The sequence below is a fragment of the Candidatus Njordibacter sp. Uisw_058 genome (assembly GCF_047730065.1).
Taxonomy (GTDB): domain Bacteria; phylum Pseudomonadota; class Gammaproteobacteria; order Pseudomonadales; family Balneatricaceae; genus Njordibacter.
This window is the reverse complement of record NZ_CP159829.1, coordinates 90642-107278: the sequence shown is the minus strand read 5'-3', so window position 1 is coordinate 107278 and position 16637 is coordinate 90642. Positions and strand designations below refer to the sequence as shown.

Below are 16637 nucleotides of genomic sequence, written 5' to 3'. Positions count from 1 at the left end.
AGCGGCCTAACGGCCTGCTATCACTATGCCTTGTAACTGTTTGGTAAGTTTGATTAAGGCACTTATTTCTGTATTTTCTGTACTAAAGTATCGCACATTGCTTGGTTACTAGCACTACCACTAGTGAGCAATACACGGTAGCCTAATATTTTAGCCTGTTCTGCCACTCGTGCACTGGGTAAAACTAATATCGTACGCTGTTTATCACACCAAGCTTGGTGACTTAGCAAGTGATCAAAATTAACTAATGTTTCACCACTTTGTAGTATCACCACTTGAGGAGCAAACTCATTTACACTCAGCATTCGCTCAGGATTAATTGCAGGTCTTTCTCGCTGGTAACATTGGGCATAATTGACCTTAGCCCCAGCTTTTACCAAAGCGTCAGAGAGTGTCTCTCGGCCACCACAACCGCGCACGATTAATACCTTTTGATGATTTTTGATGCGGGGTAATAATTCAGTCAGCAGATCTTCACTGGTATCACCCACATCAGGCTTGCCAGCCACAATACCTGCCGCCATTAATTGAGCTTGCGTAGCGTCGCCCAGAGCCCACCAGTTCACGCCATGAGGCCATTGGGGCCAATAATTCTCAGCCAAGTCGAGCCAATAGTTGCTAGCATTGGTGCTAGTCACAATAATATGGTCAAAATTATCCAAATCCATGGCCCACTGCTTACATTGCAAGCCATCCATTGATTGAGGATCCACAGGCACTATCTGCAAACAGGGCAGATGTTGCACCTCAAATTCATACTTGCGCAATAACTCGACCATTACCTTGGCTTGTGCCGTTGGTCGGGTCACCAACACCCTCATGCCTGTCATCACTTATTTACTGAGCATGGTAGATGGCCTGTAGGATTTTACCCGCACCTTGAGACAATAAGTCCTCTGCTGCAGCGATGCCTAGGCGTTCAGCATCCAATCTCGAGCCTCTAATTTCTGTGGTAATCACTTGACTGCCATCCACTTCACCCACCAAACCTCTCAACCAAAGCTGGTCTCCCTCCAACTCTGCAAAACAGGCTATCGGCACCTGACAGCCACCTTCTAAACGCTTATTCAGTGCTCGCTCAGCCATGACTCGATCAGCTGAATTTTGATCATGTAAAGGGGCTAACAATGCACGGGTCACTTTGTCATTTAGCCGACACTCAACACCGACTGCACCCTGCCCTCCTGCCGGTAAGCATTGCTCGTTAGTTAATCGACTTTGAATACGGTGTTGAAAATCAAGCCGCATCAAGCCCGCACTTGCGAGGATGATTGCATCGTATTGGCCCGCATCTAATTTGGCTAAGCGGGTATTCACGTTACCACGTAAGTCTAATAACTCAAGATCAGGCCGCAGCGCTTTAATTTGCAGTTGTCGACGCAGGCTAGAGGTGCCTACTTTAGCGCCGTGGGGCAGTTGGTCGAGGTGTTTGAAGTGATTGCTCACAAAAGCATCACTGGGATCTTCTCGTTCGCATATCACAGCCAAGCCTAAGCCTTGTGGAAAATCCATAGGTACATCTTTCATAGAATGCACCGCAATATCTGCTCGATCCTCCAGCATAGCCTGTTCTAGCTCTTTAACAAACAGACCTTTGCCGCCCACCTTTGCTAACGGCACGTCAAGTATTTTGTCGCCCTTAGTTTTCATGCCCAGTAGCTCAATAGTGAGATCTGGGTGGTGACGTTCTAACTCTGTCTTAATAAAATGGGCCTGCCAAAGGGCGAGTTGGCTTTCACGGGTGGCAATACGGAGGGTCGTCATAGGCGTCAATAACACGGTGAACAATTAATATTGTTCATATTGTATCAAATTGCTCTGCTATAGACGCCATGATCATGCTGATTTATTGATCCGTAGTAGGTAAAATAGGGCTTCAGCCATTCTATTAATATTAAGATCAATTTTATGCCTACTGATTTACCTTCCAATATTGAAAATCCTCGCCGTATTCGCAGTTTTGTAAAACGTGCAGGTCGCATGACCCCTTCCCAAGAGCATGCTTTGGAAAACTATTGGGGGTTTTATGGATTAGAAGTCAGTCAGGGGCCGTTAAATTTTACTGAACTGTTTGGCAATGACCACCCCGTGATTATGGAAATCGGTTTTGGTATGGGTGATTCCCTATCCACCATGGCTGCCACCATGCCAGAGAACAATTACATTGGCATTGAAGTCCATCGACCAGGCGTGGGCCGCTTACTCAACAACCTAGCCACCCAAGAGCTCAGTAACGTCCGGGTTTTTTGTGATGACGCTATTGATGTCATGGCCCAGTGTATTGCAGATGAAAGTTTAACTGGTGTGCAACTATTTTTTCCAGACCCGTGGCATAAGAAAAAGCATAACAAGCGCCGTATTGTGCAACCCAAGTTTGCCCAAGATATTCGTCAAAAACTATCTATTGAAGGTGTATTTCATATGGCTACTGATTGGCAGCCTTATGCAGAGCACATGATGGAAGTGATGGAACCTGCTGAAGGCTATAGCAATAGAGCAGGCCATGAACAATATTCACCACAACCAGATTTTCGACCTAGCACCAAATTCCAGCGCCGTGGCGAAGGAAAGGGGCATGGGGTTTGGGATTTGATGTATAGCAAAAAAAGCTAGTCCCAAAAACTGATCCATCAAAGCTTGAGCTTAGCTATTTTCGAAGCGCTCCTTGTTAGGGGCTCATTATCGGCCAGTCAGCCGCATCTACAGAGTCCAGCGGTGGTGCATTTTTATCAGCGCCCCAGTATTTAATAAAGAGCTGTTTCGGATCATAAGTTTGAGTTTGTTTAGCCAAGTCAAAACGCCTATGACCCCGAGGGTCTGCACCCACGCCCGCAAGGTACTGCCAGTTACCCCAATTAGAAGCGACGTCATAGTCAACTAATTGCTGCTCCATGTAAGCTGCCCCATAGCGCCAGTCCAAGCCCAATTCATGCACGAAGCAACTGGCCACCAACTGGCGACCACGATTACTCATATAACCTGTGGCCTTGAGCTGCCTCATACAGGCATTCACGATAGGGTAAGGGGTGTTGCCATGACACCACTTTTGGAAACGCTCAGGGTAGAAGCTAGTATTGGGTTTGCTACTTTTTATACCCTTGGCACTAAAAAGGTGAACACCATAATGGTGTGCATACCACTGATAATACTCCCGCCACAGTAGCTCAAAGTAAATCCAATAAGTTGAGTCATTAGCTTCTATATCACGCTCATATTGGCGCAAGCAGTCAATCACTCGCCGCACTGATAGACTTCCATTTGCCAGCCATGGGGAAAATTTGGTGGAATAATCCTTGCCATCAAGGCCATTGCGAGTCTGTTTATAATGGCTGGCTAGGCTCGAGTCAAAATAACCCTGTAGATGCAAACGCCCCTGTTGCTCGCCACCCTCAAACAATGGAGCTTGAGTCACAGCCATTGACTTTGGCAGTGGGGGTATTGGAGTTACTGGGCTAGGGGGCATGATTTTAAGTGGGGGCAAGGGGGATTGAATCGATAGAGGCTCAACAAGTTTACGGAACTTAGAGAAGGAGGTTGGCAACTCTGTGAGTTCAAAAGGCAGGTCTGATTGGGTAAACAATGTATGACTGGCAAGGCGCTTAAATTCGATAAAAGGGTAACGCTTAGCTAGACGCTGCCAAAGTTGCTTTTCGTAATAACCCGCATTTTCACTCGCATAAATGTGGCCGATATTATGCTGAGTAATGAGCTGAGGAATAATATCAAGGGCAGACTCAGTCGTGACCATGAGCCCCTGATCAAGTTGTTTAAGACTATTATGCAAGTCGTTGATCGATGTAAACAAAAACTGCTGGCGATGAGCTGATAAATTACTTGGAGCACGCAAGCTTGAAGGTGGCTGCTTGGGATCTAGGCAGTAAAGACAAATTAATTGATCAACCTCAGAAGCAGCCAGTGCTAAAGCTGGGTTGTCATCAAGACGTAAATCATTACTAAACAGAAATAAGCCAATCTGTTGGTTCATCGATACTCACCTATATATAAATGCTTCAATACAGCACGGGTTAGCTCAAGTTAATACTGCTCAGGGGCTAGAACATAAACCTTTTTTGAACCACCTGAGCAAAAAAATTGGTCAATCTGACTAAACTACTTTTGCCTCGACTGGGCGCACACTTAGGGTTAGCATACTTAATCATTATCATCATTTGCGGCGAATCGATCAATCATGACTCCTGCTATAAACCAACTCATTCGCTTAGGTGTGCACCATAAGTTACATGAATATATCCACGATCCAAAGGCTGCATCTTATGGCACCGAAGCTGCAGAAAAATTAGCGGTTAATGCACACCGAGTATTTAAGACATTAGTCGTAGACACTGGTCAAAATATTTTGGCTGTGGCGATACTGCCAGTCAATCAACAGCTCAATTTAAAACTCGTTGCCAAGGCCCTTAACGTTAAAAAGGTGACCATGGCAGATCCAGTTATGGTCAACCGCTGCACTGGATATGTACTCGGTGGTATTAGTCCTGTGGGACAAAAGCGAGCACTAACAACAATTATTGATGCCAGCGCAAATGCGCAGAAAAGTGTTTATGTAAGTGGCGGTCGCAGGGGCTTGGAGATTGAGCTTACGGCTTATGATTTAAGCAGGGTAACCAATGGCTCATTTGCAGTAATCACTTAACCCAAGACGATCCCTTGAGTGGCTTTGGTCGTAGAAATTTAAGTTTTATTCCTATAAACCCTCGACCCTCGACCCTCGGCCCTCAGCCCTCGAAACTAGTCAGTAAAGGTGACATAACTTGGCGCTAAATCGACCACCTGCGCGCTCATAGATGCGGAGGTAATACCCAGATCAATTAAACCCTGTACAATCATGTTACTTAATTGTTGCTTTTGCTCAGCATTGCGGCCAGCTTTAATGTGTGACGTGGCATGGATAAATCGGTCTGAACCTGTTCCTGAAATATGATGGTCATAACCTGTACAACGCACCTTAATGTGATCTGTATCAAACAACCCAGACTTCACATGGGCATCAAACACACAACGTAACAATTGATCTGGGGTGACACTGCTGCTCAACTGGTTTGCAATTTCTATAACGCAATGTGGCATGTTAGAGTCCTAATGAATATTTAATTAGTGGTACTGGGCACTTTGATCATGCACCGCATCCACAAATGTTTTAGCACTTTCTGGGTCTACAAATTGATGAATGCCGTGACCCAAATTAAAGACATGACCATCATTGCTACCAAAATCTGCCAAAATACGGCCTACTTCGGCTTGGATAGTGGGTGCATCTGCATATAAAACACTCGGGTCCATATTGCCTTGCAAAGCGACTTTACTGCCAACACGACTGTGGGCTTGGCCCACTTCTATCGTCCAATCTAAACCCAGAGCGTCAGCTCCTGTAGCGGCCATTTTTTCTAGCCACTGGCCACCGTTTTTAGTAAACAAAATAATGGGCACAGGGCGACCCTCAGATTCACGGGTGAGGCCATTAACGATGCGTTGCATATAATCCAATGAGAAAGTTTGGTAGCAAGGACCACTCAATACACCACCCCAAGTATCAAAGATCTGCACTGCTTGAGCGCCCGCTGCAATTTGGGCATTCAAGTAGGCAATCACTGAATCAGCCAATACGCTAAGCACTTGATGCAGTAACTCTGGGGTTGAATACATCATCGCTTTGATATGGCGAAAGTCTTTACTAGAGCCGCCTTCAATCATATAAGTCGCCAAAGTCCAAGGGCTACCAGAAAATCCAATTAACGGCACGTCTCCAGACAAAGCACTGCGAATGGTGCTTACCGCGTTCATGACATAACCCAAGTCCGTATCCATATCTGGCACTGTTAGGGCTGCAACGTCTGCTTCTGTGCGCACTGGCTTTTCAAACTTAGGGCCTTCACCTGTCTCAAAATAAAGCCCAAGACCCATTGCATCTGGAATTGTGAGGATGTCTGAGAATAAGATGGCCGCATCTAAGTCATAGCGGCGTAAGGGTTGAAGGGTAACCTCGCACGCAAAATCTGCGTTTTTACAAAGGCTTAAAAAGTCGCCTGCTTCAGCTCTTAAGGCACGGTATTCTGGTAAGTAACGACCTGCTTGTCGCATCATCCATACCGGGGTTGCGTCCACAGGTTGGCCCATAAGAGCACGAAGAAATCGATCGTTTTTTAATTCAGGTTTGGCGGCGTTCATGGGGCAATAGGGCCTTGAGGCGAGATAGTAAACATTGGAGCTTATGATATAGATGACCTGCCTAATTGTCACGGATTGTGGCAATTAAGCAGGCCTTAAGGCGTCTTTAATCAGGTTTTACTTTAGCGTTCGTTGGCGGCCCTACACTTGGAGAAAATCTAAAATTCCATCTGCTGCTCTTCGACCTTCATCAATCGCCGTGACGACTAGATCCGAACCCCGAACCATGTCACCCCCAGCAAATATTTTTGCATTGGTGGTTTGAAAAGCGTAAGTTTTAGCCGCTAAGTCAGCACTACGTTGGACTTGTATACGGTCTAACTTATCCAGCTCAACTCCTGCATCAGTCATCCAAGGCATTGGATTTGGGCTAAAACCAAAGGCTACAATCACTGCATCTGCAGCAATAATTTCTTCACTTCCTGCCACTGCCACAGGCCGACTGCGACCATTTTCATCAGCTTCACCAAGCTCAGTTGTGATTAGCTTAACGCCTGTGACTTTGCCATTTTCACCCATGACTTCGACAGGTGAGCGGTTAAACAAAAACTCCACACCTTCTTCTTTGGAGTTTGCTACTTCCTTAAACGAGCCGGGCATATTGGCTTCGTCACGACGGTAAGCGCAATAAACGTTAGCCGCAGCTTGGCGAATGGCCGTGCGGTTGCAGTCCATAGCCGTATCACCACCTCCTAAAACCACTACTTTCTTACCTTTCAAATCAATAAAATCATCTGGTGATTTTTCAAAGCCCATACGTCGATTGATGTTGGAAACCAAATAAGGCAAAGCTTCATGCACCCCTTCTAAATCCTCACCTGGAAAATCGCCCCGCATGGATTTGTAGGTACCCATGCCCATAAATACGGCATCGTACTCTACCATCAGCTCATCTAGGGTGATGTCTGTACCTATTTCTACATTGAGCTTAAACTCAATACCCATGCCTTCAAAGATTTCACGACGTTTGGCCATTACAGGCTTTTCTAGTTTGAACTCTGGAATACCAAAGGTGAGTAATCCTCCAATTTCTGGATATCGATCAAATACTACAGATGAAACACCATTGCGTGTTAATACGTCTGCACAAGCTAGGCCTGCAGGACCCGCACCAATGACAGCCACTTTTTTGCCAGTCTCAACGACATGGCTAAGATCTGGTGTCCAGCCCATAGCAAAGGCAGTGTCAGTAATGTATTTTTCTACCGAACCAATAGTTACTGCGCCAAAACCATCATTGAGTGTACAAGCACCCTCACATAGTCGATCTTGTGGGCACACCCGGCCACACACTTCTGGCAAGGAGTTAGTTTGGTGACATAACTCCACAGCTTCGAGAATGTTGCCTTCAGAAACCAGCTTAAGCCAGTTAGGAATGTAGTTGTGCACTGGGCACTTCCATTCACAGTAGGGGTTACCACACTCTAAACATCGGTGAGCTTGGGGCTTAGCTTCGACCTCAGTGAATGGTTGGTAGATTTCAGCAAACTGGCGTTTCCGTACATTATGATGCACTTTTACAGGATCTTGTCGTCCGACGTCGATGAATTGAAAGTGATTGTCTAATCGTTGAGCCATAGTGACCTCGTATGCTTAGTAATATGTTTCTAAAAACCGTCGTTTATTCTGTCTTGGTTCGAGTGTTAGTCATGAGTTGCTGCAAGTTTGCAGCTTTGGGTTTCACTAACCAAAACTTACTCACATAGTCTTCAAAATGATTGCTTAGCTCTTTACCCCAGCGACTACCCGTGGCTGCAGAAAAATCTTGCAGTACCCTACGCAAGTAACTGCGATACTCTTCCATATGCTCACCACGAATACGGTGAATCTCGACCAACTCGCTGTTGTACTTGTCTACAAAAGTACGATCTACGTCTAGTACAAAGGCAAAACCACCCGTCATGCCCGCTCCAAAGTTATACCCTGTAGCACCAAGCACAGTAACCACACCGCCAGTCATGTACTCACAACAATGGTCGCCAGCACCCTCGATTACCGCGTGGGCTCCCGAATTACGCACGGCAAAGCGTTCACCTGCGCAACCCGCAGCCATAACACTGCCACCCGTTGCACCATATAAGCAAGTATTGCCCATAATAGAAGTAATGTTTGATTTAAAACTAGAGCCTTTAGGCGGATAAATGACAAGTTTACCACCGGCCATTCCCTTACCCACATAATCGTTGGCATCACCTTCTAAGTACATGTTCAAACCACCAGCATTCCATACACCGAAACTTAAACCTGCAATGCCCTTGAGATGCACTTCTAGTGGGTGCGCCGACATACCATGGTTACCGTGGATTTTAGCAATAGCACCGGAAACTCGAGCCCCAACCGAGCGATCACAGTTAGTGAGGTCGAACTTAAACTCACCACCTTTTGAGTGGATAATTGCATCTTCCATTTGCGCCAACATCAGTTGGTTCATAGTGCCTGGGTCATAGGGTTGGTTATTATCCACCTGAACCGTATGAGGTTGGCTAGGGTCAATGCCAGCCTGACTCAAGAGAGGCGATAAGTCTAAGTTACGTTGTTTGGCAGTGACGCCGCCACCCACTTCTAAAAGCTCTGTGCGGCCCACTAATTCCTCAATACTACGCACACCAAGTTCGGCCATCACCTCTCTAGTTTCTTCAGCAATAAAGGTGAATAAATGTTTCACCATGTCGACAGTTCCACGAAAATGGTGGTCGCGCAGTTGTTGATTTTGAGTGGCAACACCAGTGGCGCAGTTATTAAGGTGACAAATACGTAAATACTTACACCCTAACGCAACCATAGGTAAGGTTCCAAAGCCAAAGCTTTCAGCACCTAACATGGCAGCTTTCACGACATCGACACCCGTCTTGAGACCACCATCTGTTTGCACTCTGACTCTGCCACGCACCCCGTTGCCCCGCAAAGACTGGTGAGCATCGGCAAGGCCTAACTCCCAAGGTGATCCAGCATAGCGAATAGAGGTCAGCGGGCTAGCCGCCGTGCCCCCATCATGACCAGAAATAGTGATCAGGTCTGCATAAGCTTTGGCAACACCTGAAGCAATAGTTCCCACGCCAGGGCGGGACACCAACTTCACTGAAACCAGTGCGTCTGGATTAACCTGTTTCAAGTCAAAGATAAGTTGCGCCAAATCTTCAATCGAATAAATGTCGTGATGCGGTGGAGGTGATATCAAGGTCACGCCCGGCACAGAGTATCGCAAGGTAGCAATGAGGTCATTGACCTTACCCCCAGGAAGTTGCCCACCTTCTCCGGGTTTAGCTCCTTGAGCCACTTTTATTTGCAATACTTCAGCACTCACCAAATAAGCGGGAGTTACGCCAAAGCGGCCCGAAGCTATTTGTTTAATTTTGGAACGTTTATTGGTTCCATAACGCGCTGGATCTTCGCCACCCTCACCTGAGTTGGAGCGACCACCTAATTCATTCATGGCCATCGCTAAAGCTTCGTGGGCTTCAGGTGATAAAGCGCCAAGAGACATCCCTGCACTATCAAAACGCTTGATTACCTCGCTTATAGGCTCTACCTCACTGATGTCTATAGACTGAACCGACTTAAGTTTGAGAAGGTCACGTAAAGAGGCTACCCCCCTTTCATTGACCAGCCTGGCATACTTTTTATACACCGCATAATCACCTGTTTGCACAGCCATTTGCACCGTAGTCACGATATCTGGGTTATATGCATGATATTCGCCACCATGCACGTATTTGAGTAAACCACCTTGTTGAATTGGCTTGCGACTAATCCACGCTTCTGCGGCTAAAGCCCCTTGGTCCAACTCAAAATCAGAGAACTGGGCCCCTTCAATACGACTAGCAACGCCGTGGAAACATAAATCCACAATTTTGCTACTCACCCCAATGGCTTCAAACAACTGGGCACCACGATAAGAAGCTATAGTGGAGATACCCATTTTGGACATAATCTTGAGTAGGCCCTTATTGATGCCTTTACGATACGATTTATGGCATTCCGTTGGATCACCAATAATTTCGCCCGAGGCGATCATGTCGTTTATAACCCGGTAACTCAGATAAGGGTAAACTGCTGTCGCTCCAAACCCAATCAATACGGCAAAGTGATGGGAATCCCTTGCACTGCCGGTATCGATCACAATGTTCGCATCACAGCGTAACCCGGTGTTGGTGAGGTGGTGATGAACAGCACCCGTAGCCATTGCTGCCGGAATTGGGAGCTTGCCTTTTTCAATCTCACGGTCACTTAAAACCACAACACCGATACGCTTACGCACAGCTTCTTCGGCTTGCTTACAAACCGACTTAATCGCAGCCTCTAAGCCCACACTTGGCTCATAATTTAGATTGATAATCTGCACCTTAAAACCCGGTACATTCATGTGCAACAAGCTCGTATATTTGCTGGCTGACAATATGGGTGAGCCAAGGACAATGCGCTTGGCAAGTTCTGGCCCTTCTTGAAAGATATTACGCTCTTTGCCTAAGCAAGTTTCCAAAGACATGACCACAGCTTCGCGCAGGGGATCTATCGGTGGGTTAGTTACTTGGGCAAACTGCTGACGAAAATACTCATACACACTGCGAACACGGCTAGATAATACGGCCATAGGCGTATCATCACCCATAGACCCCACTGCTTCTTGGGCACTTTCTGCTAAGGGACGAATGACTTGATCACGCTCTTCAAAAGTCACCTGATACATTTTCATGTGCTGCTTAAGTTCAGCTTCAGTAAAGTCCTCAAAGCATTGCTCTTCGTCCAAGGTGCCCTCTAAACGAATAGCTGACTTTCGCAACCACTTTTTGTAGGGTTGAGAGGCTTTTAGACGATCATCAATATCTTTAGTATGCATGATTTCGCCAGTATGAGTATCCACTGCCAAAATTTGTCCAGGGCCCACACGGCCTTTAGCCACTACATCTAGGGGATCATAGTCAAAGGTGCCAATTTCTGAAGCAGTGACTAAATAATCATCTTTCGTCATGACCCACCGAGAAGGGCGCAACCCGTTGCGATCAAGCAAACATACGGCATACCGACCCGTGTTTAATACCATACCAGCTGGGCCGTCCCAAGCTTCCATATGCATAGAATTGTATTCATAAAAGGCACGTAATTCTGGATCCATTAGCTCATCGTTTTGCCAAGCTGGGGGCATGATTAAGCGCAGGGCACGGAAAACATCCATGCCACCCAACACCATTAATTCAAGCATATTATCCATACTAGATGAGTCAGAACCCGTGGTATTTACCACACCTTCAAGTTCTTGAAGTTCTGGAATCAATGGAGTAGCTAATATGTTTTGGCGTGCTTTCGCCCAGTTTCGGTTACCTTCAATAGTATTGATTTCACCATTGTGGGCTAGGAAACGAAAGGGTTGAGCTAAAGGCCACCGGGGCAGCGTATTAGTAGAGAAACGTTGGTGAAAGGTACAAATGGCGGTAGTCAAAGACGGATCACCTAAATCTTTATAAAATACCGGCAAATCTACCGGCATCATCAGTCCTTTATAAGAAACCACGCGATGAGACAGACTGCAGACGTAAAAGTCTTCATCTGCTGTTAAGGCATACATGGTCGTTTTACGCGCCACGAGTAACCGCGCTTCTAATACTTCCCCACGCAGGCCAGGGCTATTAACAAACACTTGTTCAATTCGAGGCTGGCACTGCGCACCAATAGGCCCAAGACAGGCGGCGTCTACAGGGACTTCACGCCATCCGACAAGTTCTAAACCATTATCTTCAATGGCTTGATTTAACACATTGCGAGAATGAGCGGCCTTATCTTCATCTTGCGACAAAAATACCATGCCCACACCATAGGACTCTGCAAGTTCTTCTGAGAAGTTATCCAGTGCTACCTGCCGCATAAAATGATCTGGCATCTGCAGCAACAAACCACACCCGTCGCCCGTCTTGCCATCAGCCGCTATACCACCGCGGTGAGTCATGCAAGTCAGAGACTCGATGGCCTTTTGTAATAAATCATGACTAGGATCACCATGCATATGGGCGATAAGACCAAAGCCACAGTTATCTTTAAATTCTTTGGGATTAAAAAAGCCAGCGTTCATCAGTGTCTCTCTCGCTAATCTGGATGACAATAAAGCCACCACGGGTGTTAACAAGTGCCAAAGAAACTGCCGCAAAATGAAACAAGAGTCAGTAGGACACTTGCTGTAATCAAAAACTCTTATTAGAGCTTATAGATATATCTAATCAACAAATGGAAGAACATCCTACATGAGAAAACCACAGCTAACAAATTATTTTGGCTATAAATGGCATAAATACCTACACAATTGGCGACGATCGCCGAATTTGTAAAAGTTATTCACCACTTGTGTTGAATTTATTACGAATCTGCTGTTGAATTTTTGATACAGGTCGAGCCCAAGGCTTTTGATTCTGCAAGGCTGCGGGTAATGATGAGATGGCACTTCTGGCAACCTTAGAGCTAGCATAGTTTCCTACAAGCAACATAAACCATGGCTTACCACCCCTTTCTAATTGAAGAATGTAGTGCGGTTGCGTGAATTTTCTGCCCTTCACAAATGCTTCTATGGTCGTTTCCAAGCGTGCTCCAAGAATCTGCAAACTGTAACGATCGCTGGGTAACTTTAGTAAGGCTGCAAAGCTATAGGGCTGCTTCGTTGTGGAGGTTACTAAAGGCCACACTTCTAACTCTGGTATTGATACCACGGCCTCAGTTTGCGCTGGTGGGGCTGGTGGGGCTGGTGAATCCAGTTTAGGCTTGTTGTCTGGGGTGATTGTCACCTGAACATCTGGCTCTAGCAAAGGTTTTTGTAAGCTTTCTATTTTAGGCTCAAGGGTTACATTTTGTGATGCTAATGACAGCTCAATGGGTTCCAAAGGTGGCAGCGCCTGCGCGATGGGGTCCTCTTCTAAGACCCCTTTTAGTGACTCTTCTAATGACTCTTCTTGTGATTCTTCCAACACCTCTATCACTGGCTGAACATCTACTTCATTTTGTAACGCCAGCAGCTGTGAAGGTTCATCGTTCATTAGCCAAATACCTGCCAATACCACCACTACAATAATAGTGGTGGCTATGTGCAGCCATGGCAAGCCTGATTGCTGCCCAAAACTACCCTTATTGAGGGCTTTGTTGACTAACATATTAAGGTAACCTGGATTACCTTTTGCCAGCTGGTGTAATTGTAATAATTGGATAGGGGCTAGGCTATGACTAATACCGATCAACTGCAAACGTTGACGCAAATAGTCTGCACTTTCTTCTTGGCTAAAAGGTGCAAGCACAAGATGATAAAAGCGTTCTTGTCTAAGCTCTGCGAACTGAGGCGCTTCAATGCGCTCTACTACACTATGATCAGCGCATAGGATCACATGTGGACGAGAGTCTATTTTAGCGCTGCGAGGCAATAAATTAGCCAGCAGCTCTAAAGCATCTTCGTCTAAACACTGAGCATTATCCACTACCACCAACAGCACTTCTTTTTGCAAAGTTAACTCTTGTGCCAATTCTTGTATGGCCAGAATGCTCTCTTCTAGGCTGGCATGATTAGGGATCTGCAAGGGTAACTGTTGGGCTAATTGACGGACCACCCAAGGTGCAGTAACCCACTCATCTAAAACTAAATGTACAATACAGGCGTCAGCAGGTTGCACACGTAAAAATTGTTCAATAAAAGTTGTTTTTCCAGCACCTGAAGGCGCACTGATCAGGACTAAATAATCAGAAAAGTGACTTAAATGCAGCAATGTGTCTAATTGCCGGCTACGGGCTTTGGCTTGATATTCAAAGGTCTCTAAATTGGTGCTTTGGGACGTTTCTTCCTGTTGATTCAATTGATCAACATACGCGCTGTAGGCGAGGTCAAGGTTACCAGCAGTGGGGAGTTTATGGACGGACGGACTCACAGTCTTAACCTCCTATACTGTCATGGGCTGATCAAAGGTTTGCAGGAGCATATCGCTTCCAAAGTCTGATGTGACTATCGCTTCACCCAGTTGTCTTAGCAGTATTAAGCGAATCGTACCATCGGTCACTTTTTTATCCACCTGCATATGCCTGAGGTAGGTATCTGCTTGCATTTTTTCTGGGCCCCAAAAAGGCAACCCAGACGCTTGCAATAGGCGCTGGATGCGTTGCAGTTGTGCCTCTGAAATCCATCCCAAGCGACAAGATAAATCTGCTGCCATCGCCATCCCAGCGCCCACGGCTTCGCCGTGCAACCAATTACCATAACCCATTTCTGTTTCTATGGCATGGCCAAATGTATGACCAAAGTTGAGCAACGCACGTTGACCCTGTTCACGCTCATCAGCAGCCACAATATGAGCCTTGCATGCGCATGACTGGTAGATGGCTTTGCTGATTAGATGAGGCGTTAGTTCGAGTAGGCCAGTAATATTATGTTCTAGCCAAGCAAAAAATTCTGGTTCAGCAATAAGCCCATACTTAATGACCTCAGCTAGGCCTGCAGATAATTCACGAGCAGGTAAAGTTTGTAGGGTTTGGGTATCGATAATCACACATTGTGGCTGATGAAAGGCGCCAATCATATTCTTACCAAGAAGGTGATTAACACCAGTTTTTCCACCCACAGAGGAATCTACCTGTGATAATAACGTCGTCGGAATCTGTATAAAATTGACCCCACGCTGATAGGCTGCCGCCGCGTAGCCCGCCATGTCACCAATAACTCCACCCCCTAGGGCGATTATGGTCGTCGTGCGATTATGGCGCTGCTGCAGCAAATGATCCCAAATCAAACTCACCGTCTCAAGATGCTTGTGTTGTTCACCATCCGAAAGCACCACAGTGTCAGTTTGTAGGCCATCAATGTGGAGGCTGTCTAATGTTTTTAATATGCTTGGTAAGTAAAGTGACGCAATGGTGTCATTGGTCACAATCAAGACTTGTTTACCAGTAATATGCTGACGCAGCAACTGCGCATGCTGCAATAACCCACTACCTATGTAAATCGGATAGCTTCGATCACCTAGTTCAACAGATAATATGTGTTGGGCAGCGGTCATTGGGGGTTATCGTCCATAACAGCCTTAAATTAGACTGGAAAATTTATAGGGAGCGGATCGCTTCAATTTGTTTAATAATTTCTGCCACTAATAAGCGCGGATTTTGAGCACCTGTAGCCACTTGTATATCAGCTGTTTCTTCGTATAAGGCATGTCGATGAGCGAACAAATCTCGTAGCACTTGTTTAGGATCTTCGCTTTGTAGCAAGGGCCGATTTTTATCTTTTGAAGTGCGCTCAAGCTGCTGCTCGACGGTAGCAAATAAATACACCACCGTGCCACGAGCAGACAAGTGTTGACGGTTTTCAGATAACTCCACCGCCCCACCACCTGTAGCCATGACTAAATCTCTATGTTCAGTCAACTCAGAAATCATGTTAGCTTCGCGCTTACGGAACCCTGCCTCACCTTCAACATCAAAAATCCAAGGAATATCCGCGCCTGATCTTTCCTCAATTTCTCGGTCAGTATCTAAAAACTCTAGCTTTAGCTCGCGTGCGAGTTGACGACCAATGGTGCTTTTACCAGCACCCATGGGGCCAATTAAAAATATATTCACAATGAAATTCCTTTTAGGAACAGCAACAACAAAACCCGGTCGTCTAGCACTTAATGCCCACTGCCGGGTGGATGATTTAAATTATGGGGACTTAGCATAATATAATCAAGGGGTAACTATGCGGGGAGTTACAAAAACCAACAACTCTAATCGCTCAGTCCCTTGTATATGCTGTTTAAACCACTGCCCAACCAAGGGGTGCCCTGAAAGTGCAGGACTAACGAGTAAACGGTCTAATTGCTGTTGATAGAGCGCGCCACCTATTACCAAGGTTTGTCCGAACCCTGCAACCGCCCTCGTTTGCAATATATGGGTATTGAGTGCCAGTTGGCCATTAGGCAATAGGTCACCAATAGAATCTTGCACCACCACTAAGTCTAACTGGACCTGATCCATGGGCAGCACCCTTGATGTCACTGTTAAACCCAATACCGCCCGCTTCCATTCTTGCTCTGGTCCATTGTCAGTAGCGACCAAATAGGGCACTTCTTGACCCGTTTGAATACTGCCTGCATAACCTTCTAGGACTAATATTTGGGGCTGTGCCAAGGTTAACACCAAACCTCTAGCCTCTAACGCTGCCAAGTCTACTTATGGTCTGGCTAATAAAGTCTTGCCACGCCGCTGGGACTTGAATGGGGGGCAGCAGTTGCGCCCATAGGCAACGAAAAACACCACTGCCCCAATAGTTCTTGATCTGTGGGAATATTGGCTTTATTGGCAAACCTTAACAGCACAGCTCGCAGGTGATCAGCTTGCCAATCGATACCCAAAACAAAGGGTTTTATCCTAAGTCTCGTTAAGAGTGTTAACATTGTCCCCATCCTTGGGTGGCTAAACTATATATTTCTTATATACTTCCGCTGGGTTCGTTTAAT

The 16637-nt window shown here is 46.1% G+C and carries 14 protein-coding genes; 2 read left to right on the top strand and 12 right to left on the bottom strand.

Features of this window, described 5'->3' with window-relative positions:
* Nucleotides 1-62: 62 nt before the first annotated feature.
* Together ABXT59_RS00540 and hemC are read right to left on the bottom strand one after the other, a co-directional pair.
* Nucleotides 63-809, bottom strand: a complete 747-nt coding sequence (locus ABXT59_RS00540; RefSeq protein WP_443636999.1) for a uroporphyrinogen-III synthase — start codon at nucleotides 807-809, stop codon at nucleotides 63-65.
* 28 nt (nucleotides 810-837) lie between these two features.
* Nucleotides 838-1764 carry a hydroxymethylbilane synthase gene (gene hemC / locus ABXT59_RS00535; protein WP_443636998.1) on the bottom strand — a complete coding sequence of 309 codons (927 nt, stop codon included), beginning with the start codon at nucleotides 1762-1764 and terminating at the stop codon, nucleotides 838-840.
* 144 nt (nucleotides 1765-1908) lie between these two features.
* Here hemC and trmB point away from each other — a divergent pair, with 144 nt between their 5' ends.
* Nucleotides 1909-2613, top strand: a complete 705-nt coding sequence (gene trmB, locus ABXT59_RS00530; protein WP_443636997.1) for a tRNA (guanosine(46)-N7)-methyltransferase TrmB — start codon at nucleotides 1909-1911, stop codon at nucleotides 2611-2613.
* A 55-nt stretch (nucleotides 2614-2668) separates the two neighbouring features.
* On the opposite strand, the gene ABXT59_RS00525 is transcribed toward trmB, so the two are convergent.
* On the bottom strand, nucleotides 2669-3985 hold the full coding sequence (locus tag ABXT59_RS00525; RefSeq protein ID WP_443636996.1) for a DASH family cryptochrome: 1317 nt from the start codon (nucleotides 3983-3985) through the stop codon (nucleotides 2669-2671).
* Nucleotides 3986-4189: 204 nt separating this feature from the next.
* Here ABXT59_RS00525 and ybaK point away from each other — a divergent pair, with 204 nt between their 5' ends.
* Nucleotides 4190-4654 carry a Cys-tRNA(Pro) deacylase gene (ybaK, locus tag ABXT59_RS00520; protein ID WP_443636995.1) on the top strand — a complete coding sequence of 155 codons (465 nt, stop codon included), beginning with the start codon at nucleotides 4190-4192 and terminating at the stop codon, nucleotides 4652-4654.
* Between the two features lie 95 nt (nucleotides 4655-4749).
* Here ybaK and ABXT59_RS00515 read toward each other — a convergent pair whose 3' ends face one another.
* From ABXT59_RS00515 to ABXT59_RS00475, 9 genes are all read right to left on the bottom strand, one after another.
* Nucleotides 4750-5088, bottom strand: coding sequence for a hypothetical protein (locus tag ABXT59_RS00515; RefSeq protein ID WP_443636994.1), 339 nt, complete (start codon nucleotides 5086-5088; stop codon nucleotides 4750-4752).
* Nucleotides 5089-5112: 24 nt separating this feature from the next.
* On the bottom strand, nucleotides 5113-6186 hold the full coding sequence (gene hemE / locus ABXT59_RS00510; protein ID WP_443636993.1) for a uroporphyrinogen decarboxylase: 1074 nt from the start codon (nucleotides 6184-6186) through the stop codon (nucleotides 5113-5115).
* Nucleotides 6187-6327: 141 nt separating this feature from the next.
* Nucleotides 6328-7764: an FAD-dependent oxidoreductase gene (locus ABXT59_RS00505; protein WP_443636991.1), complete on the bottom strand. Its 1437-nt coding sequence runs from the start codon at nucleotides 7762-7764 to the stop codon at nucleotides 6328-6330.
* Nucleotides 7765-7807: 43 nt separating this feature from the next.
* Nucleotides 7808-12250: a glutamate synthase large subunit gene (gene gltB, locus ABXT59_RS00500; protein WP_443636990.1), complete on the bottom strand. Its 4443-nt coding sequence runs from the start codon at nucleotides 12248-12250 to the stop codon at nucleotides 7808-7810.
* A 256-nt stretch (nucleotides 12251-12506) separates the two neighbouring features.
* Nucleotides 12507-14078 carry an AAA family ATPase gene (locus ABXT59_RS00495; RefSeq protein ID WP_443636988.1) on the bottom strand — a complete coding sequence of 524 codons (1572 nt, stop codon included), beginning with the start codon at nucleotides 14076-14078 and terminating at the stop codon, nucleotides 12507-12509.
* Between the two features lie 12 nt (nucleotides 14079-14090).
* The gene (gene aroB / locus ABXT59_RS00490; RefSeq protein WP_443636986.1) at nucleotides 14091-15200 is read right to left on the bottom strand and encodes a 3-dehydroquinate synthase; all 1110 of its coding nucleotides are present in this window, start codon (nucleotides 15198-15200) and stop codon (nucleotides 14091-14093) included.
* A gap of 43 nt (nucleotides 15201-15243) precedes the next feature.
* Nucleotides 15244-15759: a shikimate kinase AroK gene (gene aroK, locus ABXT59_RS00485; RefSeq protein WP_443636985.1), complete on the bottom strand. Its 516-nt coding sequence runs from the start codon at nucleotides 15757-15759 to the stop codon at nucleotides 15244-15246.
* A 105-nt stretch (nucleotides 15760-15864) separates the two neighbouring features.
* On the bottom strand, nucleotides 15865-16344 hold the full coding sequence (locus ABXT59_RS00480) for a hypothetical protein (protein ID WP_443636984.1): 480 nt from the start codon (nucleotides 16342-16344) through the stop codon (nucleotides 15865-15867).
* A 17-nt stretch (nucleotides 16345-16361) separates the two neighbouring features.
* The gene (locus ABXT59_RS00475) at nucleotides 16362-16574 is read right to left on the bottom strand and encodes a hypothetical protein (protein ID WP_443636982.1); all 213 of its coding nucleotides are present in this window, start codon (nucleotides 16572-16574) and stop codon (nucleotides 16362-16364) included.
* Between the last annotated feature and the right edge of the window lie 63 nt (nucleotides 16575-16637).